Genomic DNA, 17201 nt, shown 5'->3' on the forward strand with positions numbered 1-17201 from the left:
GGCGTCGGGAATGCGCGAACATGCCTGACGTCGCCCTGTCTTCTCCCGCGCGGTGAGGCGCGGTCAAAGTGACTTTGGCCGCCCGCGATGGACGGCTACATGAGTGATGTGTTGTGGAGAAGGTGACCTATCGTGCTTCGCCCTCGCCGGGCAGTTGCGCCCGCGAGACCACTGTATCCGGCGACACCGCGAACTGCGTGATCGCCGCGGCCTGCCTGTCCGCACGCGACGACGAGCCGAAGAAATACTCCTTCGAGCCGAGCACCATCGCGATCAGAATCCCGAACAGCGTATCGAGCGCGCGCATCACGCCGTCATCGAGCCGGATCTGTCTGGCCGCCAGCATGAATTCCAGCCCGATTACGGCGAACAGCGCGACCGTATACATATAAGCGAGGTTCCGCGCCGTATGGTCGTGCTCCGCCGCCGCAAAGTTGCGGGCACTCGCGCGATCGTCGGCCGCCACCCGGTCGGCCTGCACCTGGATGCCGGCCATGTTCTCCGCGTGCGTGAAGCCGGCCTGCCGCATCTTCAGCGCGAAGTCGTCGTCGCCCTGCTTCAGCGCGAGTAGCTGCTCGGGCGTCATCTGCTGGCCGGTCAGTGCGGCCTTGACGGCGTCCACTGAGCCATCGGCCAGACCGAGCCTGCCGGCGATCGCCGAGGCGGCCATTGCGGCAATGCCCGGCACCCCGCCCGTCAATGCCGTGACGAGCCACGGCGCGACCGTTTTCAGGACATCCATCATGCGCTCACCCCCAATGCACGGTTGAGCTGCCAGCCGTATTCGAACGTCTCGTTCTCGACACGCTTTTCGGCACACTCGATGTAATAGACAGACTGCTGGGCGGTCACCATGCCCAGCAGCACCCGATGGCCGTCCGCACCCCGCGCGGCGAGAAACGCCTTCAGCGCCGCGATCGTCATGGCGCCCATGCCGCCGTCGACGGCGAGATCGGCAAACGCACGCTGGTTCTGGTTCAGTACATTCAACGCACGCTGCAGGAAGCGCACGCCGGTCGCCGGCCCGGCGTTCACGCCGATATCGAACAGCTTCTCCGCGAGCGCCGGCGACACCGCATCGACGAGATCGAACTTCGGCTGCTGCCAGTAGCGGCTGCGATAGATCTGCGCGGCGGTCGCGCGCGGCATGTCGCGCATCGCGCCGGTATAGCCGAACGCGCGGGCAACCGCAGCGGTGACGCCCCACATCGTCTCGCCGCCGGCATCGGCTGCATTGTTCGCGTAGCCGCCCTCGCGGCCGATCAGCGCATCGATTTTTTCATCAAGTGTCATTGCTTCGTTCCCTGTCTGGTTTCTCTTGTCACGGTCTGTTCCAGCACCTCGAGGCGCTGCTGCTGCAACCGGTTGAGGATGTCGCCTTCGTTGATATGGGTGAACACCCACACGATCGAACCCACCAGGAAGGTCTGCACGATCCCGAGCACGATCCCGAGCACCCACATCGCGCCCCTCGCCGTGTTCTTCATCGCCGCCACCCGGTCGTCGACGCCACCGATCTGCGCCTCGAGCGCATCGCGCTCCTTCTTTCCCTCGTCGACGCGCGCCCACAGCAGCTCGATGTCCTTGCGCGCGTTCTGGTTATGGATCGACATCTGCGCGAGCGCACGATCGAGTGCGGCGACCGGCTGCACCGATGTCTTGATGTCCTCGAGGCTTGCCGCGACGCTGCGCAGCTGCTCGCCGAAACGCGCGATCTGCACCGCCAGATCGTTGTTGTGCTGTTCACCCATCGGGCCGTCCGTTCCAATAAAAAAACCGCCTCGCGTCCCCTATGCGGGCGCGGGCGGTCTGTGGTGATGCTGGTGGTTATCTTCTGCCGGTCAGTGCGCTTCTGTCGGTCAGTGCGGTGGCGCCGGCACCACCAGACTGACCTTCCTGCCCTTCTTTTTCCCGTGCCCGACCTTTGCCTTGCCTTTGTTGCCCGCGTTCAGCTCGACCTGCGTTTCCCAGCTTCGGCCCGCGTAGGTGTTCGTCACCGACTCGACGAGGAAGTCGCCGTCCGCTTCCTTCTTGAAGCCCCTGAGCGTCACCGTCTTCTCGGCCGCGAAATCGGCCCGGCCGGTCATCGTCATCGTGCTTTTCGCGGTGTGGTGATTCAGCTTCTGCAGACGGGCGTTCGCCGCGGCTTTCGCGGCCTCCGGGCTCGCGAACGCATGCCGCTCGGTGTGCACCGCCGCGGCACCGGGCGGCGCATCGGGGTTCGGGATCGTCAGATCGATCTTCCTGCCGGTCTTCGTGTCGTGCACCTTCGTGCGCACGGCGACGAAGCTCGCGCGGTCGGGAAACGTGATCTCGTAGTCGAGCAGCATGTCCGGCGTGAGTGTGATCGTGGGCAGCGGTTTGCCGCTCACGCTTCTGCCAGCGCCGCGACCCGCGACGATCAGCCTGCCCGCCTTCACCGTCGCCGTGGCGCCGTGCTGCCGCGCGAGCCGCGTGATGAAGTGCAGGTCGCTCTCGCCGAACTGGTCCGCACGCGGCACCGGTGCGTCGACGCCGCATGCGGCTGTCCACCGGTTGCGGCGCGCCACGTCGCCGACGATGTCCGCGAGCTTCACGTTCTCCCAGCTGCCATACCGGTGCGTCTTCGCGGTGGCGCGCATGTTCGCGGGCTTGCCGCGGATCACGACCGATGCGGGCGGACCCTTCAGCGCAACCTCGTCGACCGCGTACTCGCCCAGGAACGACAGGCCCCTGCCGCTCCAGCCGAGCGAGATTTTGAGCGTCGCGCCCTTGGGCGGGAACTGGATCCTGCCGTCGCGATCGTCGAGCTCGATCTCGCACTCGTCCGATTCAAGCCCCGGCCTGTCCACCGTGCGGATGCGCAGCACGCGATCCTGGATCACGCGCGTGATGTCGTCGCCGTTCGCGACGATCTGGAAAATGGCCTGCATAAGTCTTCCCTATGTCCAGAGCTGGACCGGTTCATCACGCTGCACGTCGAGATCGGGCAGCGTGATGAGGATTCCCGCGGCAAACGGCTGCGTGCGTGCGGCGAGCCCCGGATTCGCCTCGTACACCGCCTCGACCACACCCGCGAGCGATCCATAGAACGCGTAGCAGAGCTCGTCGAGCACGTCGCCGTCAGAGGTTCTTATAGTCTTCGCCATAGCGGCCGAACTCCAGGCTGAAGGTCTGTTTGCGCGGGGCACCGTCCGACATCAGCGCCTCCTGCTCCTCGTCGACGCCCTGCAGATACCAGCGGCCCAGCACCTCGCCGTAGCCGGTCGTGAGCTGCACGGGCACCATCCGGTCGCCGATTGCGCGCAGCGCATCGATCTGCCGGGCTCCCGGCCCAGAGGCGGCAAACACCACGCCCGAGAGCGTGATGGTCTCGCCGCCCTGACTGACCGCCTGCAGCGCCTCCTGCCGGTTCAGACGCTCCTGCGATGCGACCCTGTACTTCGTGGTGCGCCGCAGCCTGTCGAACGCTGCGGTCGACAGGTTGAAGTGGAACGTATCGCCGGCATCGGACGTCAGCGTCATCAGGTGGGGCGTGGCGCCCGTTGCACCGCCGAGCAGACCCGACAGCAACGCCCCGGCGCCGGTCGACGTTGCGAGCGATGCTACCGACGGCGTCTCCCTGATGCCCGCCCACGCGTTGAACTTCGTGCGCACGTCACCGAGCGCCGTGTTCACCGAGTCAGCCGCCGACTTCACCAGCGGATGATTCGATGCGGTGGCGATTTTGAGGACACTGCTGACCGACGACTGCACGGCGTTAAAGCTGCGCACCACCGTGCCGACCTTCGGATCCAGATCGCCCGCCACCGACAGCGCACTACCCGCTCCGGAAAGCAGATCGGCTGCGCTCGTCAGGTTGCCGGTGGCGAGCTTCTGCAACACCGCCACCGTGTTCGCACTTGCCGCGCGGTTGCGTTCATAGACGCGGCTCATGTTGCGCACGCGCTCGGTCGCAATACTCGCCTGCGTCGCGGCCTGCGTGACCTGTCTTGTGAAATCCATCTCGCCTCCTACAGATGGGGGCTGTCGAACATCGCCGAGCGGTTGTTCTTCGCCAGTTCGTCTTTCATCAGGCGCTGCAGTTGCGGCGACACCTTCGCGAGAAACCGGTCAGCGGCGTCGCTGCCCGGCTCGCCCTGGAACGTGACGTGAAAGACCGGCGCAAAGGTGTTCTGCTGGTCGATCTTCGCAACGGGCTTGTCAGCGCCAGACGGCTTTTCGAGGGCCTTTGCTTTCGCGAGTGCTTCGGCGACCGCCGGCGGCTGCGCGTCGTTGCGCGAAGCGTTATACGAAAGCGCCAGTTTCGCGACCGCACCCAGCGCCTTTTCACCCGCGAAGGTCCCGAGCGCCCCGCCGGCGAGACCGCCGACGGCCGCGCCGACCGGCCCGCCGAACGCGCCGATCATCGCGCCGACCTTCGCGCCCAGCACGCCTCCGGCGAGACTGCCGGCGATACCCGCAAAACCCTGCGCCTTCGCCGCCCGCGTGTCGTCGCCGGTCGCGACCGCATACGCATTGTTTGCCGCGAGCCCGAGCTTGAGCACCGTGCCCGCCATCGCCAGCTTGCCGGCATAGGGCATCACGCGACCAAGCACGCCACGCGCGGCGCCAAAGACACGGGCAAAGCGACCGCCCCGCGCTGCGGCGCCACCGGCCGATCCACGCTTTCCCGCCGCAGCCAGTTCATCGGCAATCGCACCAGCGGCGCCTCCGAATCCGGTGCTACCGCCGGGCATATTGACGACAAAGACACGCTGTACGCCGGCCGACGCCGCCGCGCTACCGAGCGCCTCGATCGCACGGCCAACGGGACCGGCCGCGCCCCCGGCCTTCCCGCCGCGCGCGACGAGAATCGACCCGCGCGCGATGTCGAGCGCGCCACGACCGATCTGGAAAAGTGACTTTGCGCCGCGATACGCGATCAGCCCCGCTGCGACACCCGCGACCGCCATCGTGGTTTTCGGCGCGGCGTCGGTGATCTTCGTGAGCCCCTCGCCCGCTGTCTTCGTGGCGTGACCAACCGCGTCAGTCACCGGCCGCAACGCGTCGCCGATGCTGCGCATCGCATCGTTCCACTGCTGGCCGACCTCGCTCCAGACCTGCTTCGACGCATCGCGCCGGTCAGCGAGATCTTTCGCGATCTCGCCGCTTGCCTGCGCCGACTCGCGCTTGAGCTTCTGGTACAGGTCCGCGTTCTGCAGGTACGCGGTGAGCGCCGCCTTCACCTGCATGTCGTTGAAGAGGTCACCCGTCTTCATCGTGTCCTCGAACGCGGCGATCTGCGCGCGACGCTTGTCCGGATCGGCTTCGCCGTTTATGCGCGTTGCGGCGTCGGCCAGCTGTTTCGCCTTCGCGGGGTCGGTACGCTCGATATACGCGCGCGCGAGAACGAAGGAAGCCTCGAGCGTCGACCAGCCCTTGCCGATCGCTTCCCGCATTTTTGCTTCGTAGTCGACGCCGGCTTTTTTATAGTTGTTCGCGGTTTCATTGGATCCGATCTTCGAGAACCAGTTTTTGAGGTTGTTGGCCGCTTCATCCGCGGTGCCGGCCGTCTTCATCTGCACCTGCAGCATGGCGCCGAGCTGCGTGACCGAGTCCTGCCCGGTGATGCCAATCTTCTGCATTTCGGCGAGCAGCACCGGAAACCAGCGGGCCATGTCCGCCGATTCGAACGAGCCTTCCTTGCCGAGAAACGCGATCGCCTCGAACGCCTTCGCCATCTGCTTCGGGTCGGTGATCCTGGCGTTCTGCTGCAGCGCCTGGATCATCCGCGCGGTCTCGACCGTGGTCGCGCCCTGACCGATCGCGAACTTCGCGGCAAGCGGTGCGAAGTCGAGCGCGCGGCTCACCTCCATGCCGCCCGCGACCATCTGGTTGACCGCATCCGCGAGCTCGTTGCGGCCGATGCCGTTATCGCGCGCGTCGCGGCGGATGCGCTCGCCCATTGACGCTTCCTGCGCCGTGCGGGCAATGCCGGCCTTGATCGCGATGTCGCGGATGATCGCCTGATAGTCCGCCGAGATCGTCGCCGGCACCGCGACGGCGGCCGAGAATTTCACCGCGTCGCCGATCGCGCCACGCGCGCCCTCGCGGCCGGCGGCGATCCGCTCCTGGCCCGCTGCCTTCAGCTCCAGTCCGCGCACCGTGCGACCGAGGCGCGTATACGCCCGCTCGAGCCGGTCGACCTCGATGCCGTTCTCGCGCAGCGTGCGCAGGTTCGATTCGATCCTGCGGCGGATACCGTCCGCTGCGCGGTCGCCCGCCGCGTGCAGCCGGCGGAATTCGTCCTGCAGTTTCACCGTCTCGCCGATCGTGCGCTGCCACAGCCGCGTTTCGTTCGCGGTCTTGCGCAGGCTGACGATCCGCGAACTTGTCTCGGTGATCGCGCGGCCGAACGTCGCCGACACGGCGCCGCCGATCACGATGCCGAGTGCAATGTCGCTTGCCATCACATTCCTCCATCAGATTCCCCCATCTGGTTTCCCCGCTAGTCGGTGAGCCACCAGATCACCTCGTCGAGCGTCATCGCATCGATCGAGGCCGGCTGCACGCCGTGCTCCTTAAGCAGCCGTTTTGCCAGCGCCTTGAGCGTTTTCTGGCTGATGCGTGCCAGCGGATGTGAGGCGAAAGTAGGCATCCTGGACGCGGTGGTAATCACCGAGATCCATGCCCTCCAGGTCGTTCGGCGACACGCCCGCGAGCGCCGCGAAAATCGCCAGTTCCTGCCCTTCCTCATCGCCGGGGGCGATCTTCTGCGCCGCGCGCATGTCGCGCACCTTCGGGCGCCGCAGCGTCAGGGTGTCACGCACGACGCCGTCGAATGCCACCGGATAGTTCAGCTTCACGGTGACGCTGTCGACGCGATCGGTCGCGTTACTGACTACGTTGCTCGCCGCGTTGTTATCCACATTGCTGTCCATCTGTCCCGCCTCAAATAGAAACGGCGAGCCGTACGGCCCGCCGTTCAGGTTAAAAAGTCACTTTGCCGCCCGACCCACTGCTACATGCCGATCGCCTTACGGATCTCGGCGAGCTGGTCGACGCCGTCGATGATGCGCACCATGCCGAGCACGTCGATCTCGTGCACGACCGCGCCGTCGATCTCCAGCTTGTAATAGGTCAGCGACACGGTGAACTTGGCGTCCACCTTTTCGCCCGGCTTCCAGTCGCCGCCATCAACCTCGGAGAGCATCCCGCGAAACGTCGCGGCGACGGCCTTGGTCGCACCCTTGATGTCGCGGAACGCACCGCGAAACACGCCGTTAAATGCGGTCGCATCGGCGAGGCCGAAGAACTTCAGCACGTCGCGCTCCATCGTCGACATCTGGAACGCGGCCTCGAGCGCCTCCATGCCGAGATCGACCTTGACCGGCGCATCCATGCCGCCGGCGCGATGGTCGTCGGTCTTGATCTTCAGCTTCGGCAGCGTGCACTGCGTGGCGCGGCCGGCAAAACCCTTGCCGTCGCTGTAGACGTTGAAGTTATAAAGTGTTTCCGGAGTCACGCATCACCTCTCATGGATTGGTATCGAGCACTTCGGTCAGCCACTGGTTGGTGACCTCGAAGCGGAAGTTGGGGTTCTCGGCCGGCGGCACGTCGGTGAAGCGGATGTTCCAGTACACCTTGCCGTCCTCGAGCTGCGTCGCGGTATTGAGCTCCGGGTCCGCATACACCTCGAAGTTGATCAGCGCGCCCTTGTTCTTCAGATCGCGCATGAACGCCTGCAGGCCTTCGGTAACGTCCTTCACGTACGTGGCCGTAATGCCGCGGTCGACCGCCCACTTGTGGCCGGCCAGCACCGCATCCATCACGATGTCGAGCGTGCGCACGCGCGTGACGAACTTCCATTTCGCGTCGCTTGAGAGCGTCCGGTTGCCCCACAGGCGATAGCCGCCGTCGCGGATGATCGTCGCGATGTTCGCGTTATTCAGCAGATTCGCGCGGCACGTCTCGTCGCCGTCGAGAAATTCGATCGGCCGCTTCGTGCCGGTGATATCGGTGATTTCCCTGTTCGATGGCGACGCCCAGAAACCGATGTTCGCGTCGGTCTGGCAGAAGAGACCCGCCGCATACGACGAAGCCGGTGCATCGACGTCGGCATTGGCGGTCGTGTCCCACATCGTCGCACCGGGATCGACCATATAGAGCCGCTTGCTGCCGAAGTTCTGCGCGTAGGCGATCGCCGCTTCGTCGTCGGTGTTCGGTCCGTCGATGATGCCGATCGCGCGGAGTTTGCCGGCCAGCGAATCCATCGCGGTCGCGACCGCCTGCGTCGACGAGAAGCCAGGTGTCAGCAGCAGGCGCGGCTGCACGTTGTATTTCGACTTCGCATCGAGCAGCGACTGCAGGCCGGTGCGTGCGCCACCGGCACTCACGCCACCGATGATCGCCGAAGTAAGCGCTGCCGGCTCGCCGCCGGCAGGCACGCCGGTGGCAACAATCACCGCCGTACTCTGCGCATAGATTGCTCGGGCCGCTTTCGCAATCGCACTGCCTTCGCCGAACGCGGCGACCGCCTCGCGGTAGCTTGTCAGCTGGACGGGCACATTGGGCGCGGCCCGATCCGCGCCGGGCGTGTAGGTGTTGACCATGCCGACGATCGACGAGCTCGGCACGGCGATGGTGCGCGGCCCGGTGTCGACCAGCGACACGGTCACGCCGTGGAAAAACGATGTTGCACCCATTAAATCCCTCGATGGAAAAATGGACCACCCTGAAAGCTCTCCAGGGCGGTCCATGATGGTGGGGCTCAGTGTGATGAGCGGCGGTTTCCCCTGCTACTACCGGATCCGGTTAAACCGGAAGGGAACGCTGCGGCTTAAACGATTTCCGCGTCGGCAAAAAGGTAGCGGTTCGCCTGTGCCTGCGAGGCGTAAGCCGGATCGGTCGGCATCGGCGCCGACAGCGCGCGCTCGGCGAATGCCGTCAGCTCGTCGCCCTTGGCCGGCAGTTCGTCGACGAGAATGGTCGCAGTGCCGATTGACTGGGCGCCACGTTCGGCGACTTCCGCGTTGTAGAAACTCGCGACCTCGATCGCACTCGTTTTGCCGGGCAGGTCGGCGGTAATACGTCGCACAATGTGATGCGAGGCCGGCACGCCAATAGCGGCAATCAATACGGTTTTCTTCAGTGCCATGTCTGTTGCTCCGGGTTGGTATCGGGTGTTAAAGCCTGGGTGTTAAAGCGGGGAAACGGGCCAGGTGATCGAGGCCGGGAAACCGGGTTGGCCGGTGATGCCTCGCAAGGCCCGGCGATACGCCTGCAGGGCCGCGAACAGGTCGGCTGAAAGCGTCGTCGCAGCACCGTCGTCCAGCTCGTCGCGGTGTCGGTCGACGAGCCATTGCGTGCCGGACAGCAGCGCGTCGCGCTCGCTTCTGGCCCTCGTCGCCAGCTCGTCAGCCGAGGGCGGCATCCAGTCGGCGATCGGGCCGAAATCGCCTTGCACGCAGCGATAGAAAATCTCGCGGCCGTGGGCTTCTGCGTCATTCGGGTAAGCCGTGAAAGGCATCGGCTCAGTGACGCCGGCGGGATGATTCGGAAACGTGACGCGGCATGTAATGGCGGTCTTTTCTGCGTTCTCCCATCGCGGGTCCGCGACGGTGCCGATTGCGAAAGGCATCGGTGTATCGCCCGGTGGTGTTGCGTCGACGAGTACAGGGATAGACATTCGTTTCGTTCCTTAGCTGATACGCACATAGAGCGCGTCGTTATTGCTCCCGCCGAGGCCCGGCCCCATGCAACGCCATGTGCCACCGAATCCCGTGAGGTTATAGAGGCCGTTTTGCGTCGGGGTGTGGTATTGCGTGCTTATCGTGTAAGAACCGACCCCGCCGTAATCAACGATCGAGCGAGGCGCGCACCAGTTACCGAAATTGGTGTGCGTGATGAGCGCACCCTGATACTGGCCATCAACATAGGAATTGAAGTTGCCGTCCCAGTTAATCGTTATGACATTGCCAGTGTCGGAAATGACATAGCCGTATCCGGCATTGCCGTTGCGGATCGGCGCGCGTGCGGTGATTGCGTCCCACACATAACCGCGACCGCCGCTATAGATGTTGCCGTCACGCGTGAACTGGACGTTTTGCCCGCCGTTTGCAAGGAACTCCAGATTTTCATTGCTGATGTTGTAGTGCATGCGCCAGCGATAGTCCTGGTCGCGAGCGCGTGCCATATCAATGTAAGGGCCGTAATCCCACTGGTTAAGCTTCACCGCGCCGGGATAGATCGTCGACTGATACCCATTCAGATCGTTGTTCGAGTTGGTGACATTCAGCACATTGCGCATCGTGTCGCCTTCCTTGTACACGCGCGTGGCCGGGTCGAAATTCCATGTGCCGTAGACGGTGCCGCCGGCCCCTCGTGCAATGTCCGTGCGGCCAAATGACCAGGCGTTCTGCTGGCCATCAACATGAAAGTCGATGCGCGGCGCGCTCGTGGCGCTACCGCCTTCATAGGCGTCGATTGCCGCGAGGTGCCGGCCGCCCTGACGCGTCCAGCGCAGACCCATATAGGCCGAGGTCGAGGCCGGCGCGTCTATCTGTAGCGCCGGTGCGCGCGTCGTGTTCCATGCAGCGTAGGCGCCGCCGATGCCGGTACCATCAGCCGCGAGCGCGCGGAACACGTCAACGCCATAACCCGATCGCGTCTGGAAGGCGGCATTACCATTCAGTTCGCCACCCGCCTTCGTGTACGGGTTCAGGTTGCCGCTATCCCAGGGCGTATAGCCCGCCCAGCTCGGGCGCGCACGCGGCAGCGACAGCACGCCGTTATCGTCCAGGCTCACATTGAGTGCGGTATTTGCCGCATTCACCGCTTCAAGCGTTCTTGCGATCGAGTTCGAGCGCAGAAAAGGGGCGTAGCCGTTCGCGTCGAGGATCAGTTGCGGACTGTACTGGCTGGCCGACTTCAACCGCACAGCGCCGCTCACTTCGCCTCCGCCAACGCCAAGCCGGGCGTCGAGTGCGCTCTGCAGCCCGTCGACATCGGAAATGACGTGTTTGTGACCCTTGTCGGACTTGCCCGCGATGGCCGGGCCAATTGCTGCCGTGAGGCCCGCGGGCGTCACGGCGCGCTGCGTATCCGTACCCGCGATCGTCTCGGCGCTGGTCGCCAGCTCCACCACGCCCTGCCGTTCAGTCGTCGCGGGCGGGTTCGTGAAGCTCGTCTCGCCAAACACGAGCTGCGCCGCGTCGATCGTGGTGAACTGGATGTCGGCCGAAAGCAGCACCAGCGCCTCCGGCGACTTCTCCATGATGGGCGTCGCCTGACCGTAGAGCGCCGCGAGCAAGCCGTCTTCGAGGTAGAGGCCGAACCCGTAGAGCGGATACTGGTCCGTCGTGTCATCGCGCAGTGTCACGTGAATTGTGTCAGGCGCGACGTTTTCGCCGGCAAACGTCGTGATGCGCTTGCGCTCGCTGGGCAACGCTTTCATCGACCGGTCGGCCACGAAAGCGGCGCTCGCCAGTCCGATCTCGACGATCCTGTGTGCTCTGGTGCCCGCGTTGCCGGGGGCGACCAGTGCTGCGCGCCCGGCGTCGGTAATGGTAATGAGGCTTCCGGCCATGCTCAGCTATCCTCAGCTATCGGTGGATTGATCAGTCAGTTGAATACGTCGATAGAGGGCCGGCTGTACGGCCGCCGCGACCTGCTGCGTGCCCTGCATCGACAGACCCTGCGTGAAGGTGTAATGCGCGCTCGCACGCTTCGAGCGTTCGATCTCCGCGATGATGTCCGCGACATAGGCGGCCGTCGCCGGCATCCCGTCGCGCGCGCTGACCGTCATGACAATCTCGAACGTGCCGGGCGCGCCTGGCGGCTCCATCTCGAACCATTCCCGCATGGCGATGTTCGCGCCGAAGGTCGCCACGACCTCGCGCACCGCTGCCGCCGTCCCCTTCCTGCGCGCGATCGGAATCGCCGCTTTTACCCGCGCGCGCTTGACCTGCTCGGGCCAGTAGTCCTTCCACGTGTCCACGCCCAGATGCCACGCAAGCCACGGCAGGAGCGCAAGCGGAATCGTGTCGGGATTCATCAGGTCGGCAAGCGGCGAAGGCACCTCGAAGGCGCGCGCGCTGGTCGCCGCGAGGCTGCGCTCGAGCGGCGTCGCGTTCGACGGCAGCAGGTTACTCACCGGCACCTCCGTTCTGTGTTTCGCCAGTCACCGCGCCGTCATACACGCCACCGTCGATCAGCTCGATGCCCGTGCAGAACGTGGCCTGCTGTTTCGTCACGGGGATGCCGTCAGCGGGTGTTTCGAGAATGACTTTCTGCACACCGGCCACGCGGATCGCCGCGTACAGCCCGTCCGGTGTCACCTCCATGTCGAGCCGGTGCATGTCGTCGGCATACTTCTTCGCACGCCGCTTCGATTCCGCGAGCACGACCGCCCGGTCAGGACCGGCAAAGAACCTGAGCGTCGCGCGGATCGCGTAGTGGATCACCTCGGCGCTGCGCACCGTGACCCGGTCGGCGAGCGGTCGCACGTCATCGGAGCGCAGCGCGTTGCTGACGATCTGTACCAGTTCGTCGCTCGCCGTGCCGTCGCCCTCGCGCGAAAGGATCGTGACGAGAATCTCGCACGGCGCGGGACTGATGACCGACACCGACAGCACACGGCCGTCGGCGTTTAACGCATGCGAGCGGTACGCGCCCTCCGGCCCCGCCACCGAATAGCCCTGTGGGGCAAGCTGCGTGCGCGCGCGCAGGTCGTCGTCCTGCTCGAGTTGCGCATCATCGGTCTGCGCGTCGGCTGTAATCGCCAGCCGGCGGATGCCGAAGAGCGCGGCCAGATGTTCCAGCGTCGTGCCCGATGCAAAGGCGAGCATGACCGAGCGCGCCGCATCATTGACCCGTGCCCGGAAACGCACCTCGCGATAGGCCGACAGCTCCAGCAGCTTCACCACCGGGTCGGACTCGAGCACCGCATTCCAGTCGGCATAACGTCCCTTGAAGTCTTCGACGAGCTCCGCATAGATGTCCTCGAAGTCGAGCGTCTCGACGACATCCGGTGCTTCGATCGCGGTCAGGTCAATGGTTGTCATGTGCTTACCTCGAAGAGGGTCCCGTCGCCCTCGTAGACGCCCTGAATGCGCAACGTCACCTTGCCCTCGATCACGGACACGACGCTCACGCGCGATAACGTCAGGCGCGGCTCCCACCGCCCGATGGCCCGCGCGGCTTCCGCCTGTACGGCCGAGATCCACCCGCGCGAGACCGGCAGATCGACCATTCGGGGAATATCGGAGCCGTATTCGGGCCGTTCGCGCCGGGTGCCCTTGCGGGTGGAGAGAATGTCGCCGATGCTCTGCTTCAGGTGCGCGAGTCCCGTGATGGGCCGCCCCGTGTGCCGGTCCATGCCGACCAGCGCCGGACCTGTTCCTGTGCTTACGCCCATCGTCAGGCTCCGTCCGCGACGCGTTCGAAGTCGGGATGGCGGTCAAGTGCCACCACGTGTTCCTGCGTGGTAGCCATTACGTGACCCTTTTCGACGGCAAGCGTGCTGTCGTCGGCAAACACCAGCGTGCGCGACCTGAACGCTTTGTCGCGGAAAGTGACGGACACCCTGCCGGCCGTGGCGCTTGCCGAGGCGAGCCGGGCCGGCAACGGATTTGCTTCGTCTTGCGGCATATCGAAACTCCAGCAAAAAAGCCTCGCGCAAAGGCGAGGCCAAAGTAACTTTCATGAACGCTTCGGTGTGGCGCCCTACTCTTTCAAGGGCGGGTCCGTCGGCGCACCCTCCTGCTTCACCATGTGTATGTGATCCGGCAGCGAAACGCCCTTCGATTTCACGGTGCCGGTGAAGCTCGCGTCGCCGTCGATCTCGGATGCGGGACCGCCTGTCGCGTTGCTGCCCGTCATGCCGCCCAGGAACGTCAGGCGTTTCTGTGTCGTGCTGTTGCCGGTGAAGGTTGAATCCGGCGCATCGACGAGCAGCTTCGGCGCACTCTGCGTGATGCCGTCCGCCGTCAGTTCAATCTGCGTGTCACCGATGCGGAAAACGATCCGGCCACCAGCCGGCACCGACAGAACGTATTCGTGCGCATCGTGGTCATAGTGTTCGTGCGCGCCGTCCGGCCAGTCGGTCGCCGTCAGGTTCGCGGCACTGCCGTTGGCCCCGCCGTGCGTGTCGCTGTAGAAGCCGGCCAGCACGAACGCGCCGGCAAGCGTGCCCGACGGCGCGAGCACGACGGCCTGCTCGCCGACCGAGGGCGGGCACCACGTCCTGACCCGCCCGGCCGCAAATGTCTTCCACGGAAGGAGCGCACTGACCCACTCGCCGTTGCGAACCCGGCAGCGCGGCGGATCGTACTGCACATCGTCGATATAGCCCGCCTGCACGATGCTCGCGATCAGGCGATCGATCTCGCCAATCTCGTAGTCGCTCATGCCTCGCTATTCCCCGGAAAGATCCTGTGCCGGGTCCGCGTACTCTGCGCCCGGCGCGGTGCCCGTGTCAGGATCGACGCCCCACAGCACAGCGGAGCCCGCGGACGGAAACGGCGCCGCCACATCGCCAAGATCAAACTCGTGTGTCCACTCGACGAGCCAGACGAGATACGCGTCGAGCTCCGGCTTGAACGGATCGTCGCCGATCTGCACGAGCCTCGCCGGCGTCACCGGCACACCCCACGTCTGCGCGTGCACCGCACACGCGATACGCGCGGCCAGCTGGCGCACCGCGAGATCCGCATGGGCGCCAAGCGGATCGCAGATCGCCCGCGCCTGGAAGCGCCCGATCAGCGACGTCTGACCGGTACCCGGATCATGTCCCGGCTCCATTTCCGACAGCTCGAGCGCAATGCTCGGCGTCGGAATCTTCCGGCCGATGCGCGGGTACGCATCGATCGGCGAGATATCGGGCAGCGCGGTACGCAGGCCCGCGATCATCGCGTCGTGCAGCGTTTTCAGGTTATCGGGCACGCCGGATACCTCCAATGACCTTGTGGATTTCGTAGTTCACTTCCTGCTTCAGGATGACCATCAGTCGCGCCTCGCACATCTGGGCCGCCCGGCGGAACGCCGGGTCGCCGGTCTTCGACCAGTTCACCGTCACGACCTCGAACGGCGTGCGGGCCTTGCCGGTGCGCTGGTAGATCGGCCCGTCCGGTTTCGCCTTCGTCTGCCGCCATGCGCTGTCGAACGTGAAGCGCCCCGCACGTATGCCTTTTTTCGTTTCGCGTACGGAACCCAGCCGGTGGGCCTCAACCGGATTCAGCCCGAGCCACACCTTGCCGGTATCGGCCGAACGCATGAAGAAGTACAGCCGGCTGCGGATCACTTTCTGCGGGATCTGCGTGCCGCGGGACACTTCCTTGCCTGTCTGGCTTTTGATCCACGTCGCAGTCTTGCGCAGCGTGCGACGCCACGCAGCCTGCATGGCGGACGGGGATAGCCCCTGCAGCGCGGCGGTCACTTCCCTGATATCGATCTCGACCTTCAGTGCATCCATCAACGCAGCCTCATCAACGGGGTCTTAACAGCAGCACGGTCCAGCCGGTGCCGTCAGGTTGCAGTTCGAACACCACATATTCGTCGACGCCGACCGTCACGATACTGCCCTCGCGGATCGCGACGGCGTCCGCATCGCGCACGCTCACCTGCGGATGCTCGAGCTGCGTGCGCTGCCGGCCGAGATCCGGACCGAGCCACGGCGCGGCGAACATGCCGCGCAGCGGCTCGCCGTCGACGGTGATGTCGTCGTCGGCCAGATCGCGGATCACGGCATCATCGAGGTCCGCGACCAGATCACGGAACGCCATATGTGTCTCCTCAGACCGTCAGCTTGATGACGGCCTTCGGACGCGTGCACAGGTGGATCGGATTGGACTGCGCTTCGAGCTCGACGCCCTTGCCGAAATCCATCAGCTCCTGCTTCGCGTAATACGGCAGGCCGTTCGTGTTGACGGTCTCCATATAGTCCGCCGGCGCAAAACGCGTAATGAAGAGATCCGGCACGCCCTCCGGCACGGCCCACGCTTCATCGTCAGCCACATAGCCGATGTCGCCGACGCGACCGCGATAGCGCTCGAAGGTGCAGCCGCCGAATTCGAACGTGTCGCGCGGGTCGCCTCGCAGCGCCGAGGCCATCGCCGTATTGAGGTAGGTTTCCTTCACCGATTTCAGCACAATGAGACGGTTCCAGAAGTTTCGGCCGCACAGCACACGCACGCCGGTAAAGGGCGTATTGCCCAGCGCATCCTCGACCGCATCGAGCAGATCCGCGCACTTGAGGCGCACCTCGGTGTCGGCCTTGCCCAGTTCGAAACTGATCACCGTCTGCTGGATGCCGAAGCGCTCGAGCAGGTCCGCCACGACCGACTTGCCGTCGGCGTCGAGAATCAGCCCCTTGACCGCGCCGATGCGGTGGAATTCGTGCGTCGCGTCGAGCTGGCGGCGCATCTTGGCGAGGCGTTTGTTGATCACGGTCTGGATCGCTTCGAGCTCGGTCTCAGAGCCGAACGCCCGCAGGTTCTGGATCTCGTCGGCGCCGATCGTCGCGCGCTGCGGCAGGTGAACCGTATTGAACGGAATCATGTTGCGCTTGCTGCCGACGACGACAGCGCCGGAAGCGCCACGCTGGCCGGTCGGCACCAGTGCCAGCGTGTCGCCGTCGCGCTCGATCTGCACCACGGTAGTCGTGATGCCCTCTTCCTCGAAGAGGCCGAGGGTAGCGAGCCGGCTGGGCACCTGCGGCTGCTCGTTGATCGCAGCGCTGAGCGACGACAGCGAGAACGCGTCGTCGTTGAGAAGGGCGATATCCGCCATAAGGGTTCTCCTGGAATGTGTATGCAGGCAGCCGTCGAGGTTCAGCGACGGCCGGATTGTCGAAAGGACGGCGGGGTTTAGCGGACGATCACGTAGTGCGCGGCGAGATCGCTGCGCGCGGCGGCATCGAGTCCCGTGAGGCGGGCTTCGGCGACCTCCGCGAGTCGCACGATGCCGACGGCCGGACGCGGGTCCGTTGACGCCGCAAGCGGGCCGTACAGGATCGCGGTCGCGATCTCCGAACCATCGGTTGCCGTGTTGTCATACGGCGCATATTCGCCGGTGCCGGTCGTGCCGAGCAGTTGCCCCGCCGGCAGTGCGTCGCCCTTGACGACGACGATCTGCTCGCGCGAGATGCGGCCCGCGCCTTCAGAAAGAAGAAACTCGCGGGTGTTCATGCCCTGCGTCTTGATGGTGGTCATACCGTTGCTCCTGTGTGCGCCTGATATGAA

The 17201-nt window shown here is 65.0% G+C and carries 23 protein-coding genes; all 23 read right to left on the minus strand.

Annotated features, from left to right (window positions below):
- Window positions 1-127 precede the first annotated feature (127 nt).
- Window positions 128-742, minus strand: coding sequence for a hypothetical protein (locus ACOCG7_RS23760; RefSeq protein ID WP_421380317.1), 615 nt, complete (start codon window positions 740-742; stop codon window positions 128-130).
- Entirely contained in the window at window positions 742-1293 is a 552-nt protein-coding gene (locus ACOCG7_RS23765; RefSeq protein WP_421380320.1) for a glycoside hydrolase family 108 protein, read from the minus strand. Before ACOCG7_RS23765 ends, ACOCG7_RS23760 begins: the two co-directional genes overlap by 1 nt.
- On the minus strand, window positions 1290-1751 hold the full coding sequence (locus ACOCG7_RS23770; RefSeq protein WP_073432313.1) for a hypothetical protein: 462 nt from the start codon (window positions 1749-1751) through the stop codon (window positions 1290-1292). The genes ACOCG7_RS23765 and ACOCG7_RS23770 overlap by 4 nt, the downstream gene beginning before the upstream one ends.
- A gap of 108 nt (window positions 1752-1859) precedes the next feature.
- Entirely contained in the window at window positions 1860-2912 is a 1053-nt protein-coding gene (locus ACOCG7_RS23775; protein WP_421380323.1) for a phage late control D family protein, read from the minus strand.
- A 9-nt stretch (window positions 2913-2921) separates the two neighbouring features.
- Window positions 2922-3128, minus strand: coding sequence for a tail protein X (locus ACOCG7_RS23780; RefSeq protein ID WP_073432252.1), 207 nt, complete (start codon window positions 3126-3128; stop codon window positions 2922-2924).
- A complete protein-coding gene (locus ACOCG7_RS23785) occupies window positions 3103-3984 on the minus strand; it encodes a phage tail protein (RefSeq protein WP_421380326.1) in 882 nt (293 codons plus the stop codon). The genes ACOCG7_RS23780 and ACOCG7_RS23785 overlap by 26 nt, the downstream gene beginning before the upstream one ends.
- Window positions 3985-3992: 8 nt before the next feature.
- Entirely contained in the window at window positions 3993-6431 is a 2439-nt protein-coding gene (locus ACOCG7_RS23790; RefSeq protein WP_421380329.1) for a phage tail tape measure protein, read from the minus strand.
- A 111-nt stretch (window positions 6432-6542) separates the two neighbouring features.
- Window positions 6543-6902, minus strand: a complete 360-nt coding sequence (locus ACOCG7_RS23795) for a phage tail assembly protein (protein WP_421380332.1) — start codon at window positions 6900-6902, stop codon at window positions 6543-6545.
- A gap of 80 nt (window positions 6903-6982) precedes the next feature.
- Window positions 6983-7486 (minus strand): phage major tail tube protein, encoded by a 504-nt coding sequence (locus ACOCG7_RS23800; protein ID WP_114162072.1) that lies wholly within the window; start codon window positions 7484-7486, stop codon window positions 6983-6985.
- 10 nt (window positions 7487-7496) lie between these two features.
- Window positions 7497-8666 carry a phage tail sheath subtilisin-like domain-containing protein gene (locus tag ACOCG7_RS23805; protein WP_421380336.1) on the minus strand — a complete coding sequence of 390 codons (1170 nt, stop codon included), beginning with the start codon at window positions 8664-8666 and terminating at the stop codon, window positions 7497-7499.
- 134 nt (window positions 8667-8800) lie between these two features.
- Window positions 8801-9118, minus strand: coding sequence for a hypothetical protein (locus ACOCG7_RS23810; RefSeq protein WP_421380339.1), 318 nt, complete (start codon window positions 9116-9118; stop codon window positions 8801-8803).
- Between the two features lie 42 nt (window positions 9119-9160).
- Window positions 9161-9490, minus strand: coding sequence for a phage tail assembly chaperone (locus ACOCG7_RS23815; RefSeq protein ID WP_421380342.1), 330 nt, complete (start codon window positions 9488-9490; stop codon window positions 9161-9163).
- A 171-nt stretch (window positions 9491-9661) separates the two neighbouring features.
- Entirely contained in the window at window positions 9662-11548 is a 1887-nt protein-coding gene (locus tag ACOCG7_RS23820; protein ID WP_421380345.1) for a hypothetical protein, read from the minus strand.
- A gap of 12 nt (window positions 11549-11560) precedes the next feature.
- On the minus strand, window positions 11561-12115 hold the full coding sequence (locus ACOCG7_RS23825) for a phage tail protein I (RefSeq protein ID WP_421380348.1): 555 nt from the start codon (window positions 12113-12115) through the stop codon (window positions 11561-11563).
- Window positions 12108-13025, minus strand: coding sequence for a baseplate assembly protein (locus tag ACOCG7_RS23830; RefSeq protein ID WP_421380351.1), 918 nt, complete (start codon window positions 13023-13025; stop codon window positions 12108-12110). The genes ACOCG7_RS23825 and ACOCG7_RS23830 overlap by 8 nt, the downstream gene beginning before the upstream one ends.
- A complete protein-coding gene (locus ACOCG7_RS23835; protein ID WP_083083957.1) occupies window positions 13022-13378 on the minus strand; it encodes a GPW/gp25 family protein in 357 nt (118 codons plus the stop codon). Before ACOCG7_RS23835 ends, ACOCG7_RS23830 begins: the two co-directional genes overlap by 4 nt.
- A gap of 2 nt (window positions 13379-13380) precedes the next feature.
- Entirely contained in the window at window positions 13381-13611 is a 231-nt protein-coding gene (locus ACOCG7_RS23840; RefSeq protein ID WP_421380354.1) for a hypothetical protein, read from the minus strand.
- A gap of 75 nt (window positions 13612-13686) precedes the next feature.
- On the minus strand, window positions 13687-14370 hold the full coding sequence (locus ACOCG7_RS23845) for a phage baseplate assembly protein V (protein ID WP_421380357.1): 684 nt from the start codon (window positions 14368-14370) through the stop codon (window positions 13687-13689).
- A gap of 6 nt (window positions 14371-14376) precedes the next feature.
- Entirely contained in the window at window positions 14377-14904 is a 528-nt protein-coding gene (locus ACOCG7_RS23850) for a hypothetical protein (protein ID WP_421380360.1), read from the minus strand.
- On the minus strand, window positions 14894-15433 hold the full coding sequence (locus ACOCG7_RS23855; protein ID WP_421380363.1) for a phage tail protein: 540 nt from the start codon (window positions 15431-15433) through the stop codon (window positions 14894-14896). Before ACOCG7_RS23855 ends, ACOCG7_RS23850 begins: the two co-directional genes overlap by 11 nt.
- A gap of 13 nt (window positions 15434-15446) precedes the next feature.
- On the minus strand, window positions 15447-15743 hold the full coding sequence (locus ACOCG7_RS23860) for a head-tail joining protein (protein WP_083083960.1): 297 nt from the start codon (window positions 15741-15743) through the stop codon (window positions 15447-15449).
- Window positions 15744-15753: 10 nt separating this feature from the next.
- A complete protein-coding gene (locus tag ACOCG7_RS23865; RefSeq protein WP_421380366.1) occupies window positions 15754-16749 on the minus strand; it encodes a major capsid protein in 996 nt (331 codons plus the stop codon).
- Window positions 16750-16826: 77 nt separating this feature from the next.
- Window positions 16827-17171, minus strand: a complete 345-nt coding sequence (locus ACOCG7_RS23870) for a head decoration protein (protein ID WP_310316448.1) — start codon at window positions 17169-17171, stop codon at window positions 16827-16829.
- Window positions 17172-17201: the final 30 nt, after the last annotated feature.

This window comes from Paraburkholderia sp. DD10, assembly GCF_049177125.1.
GTDB lineage: Bacteria > Pseudomonadota > Gammaproteobacteria > Burkholderiales > Burkholderiaceae > Paraburkholderia > Paraburkholderia terricola.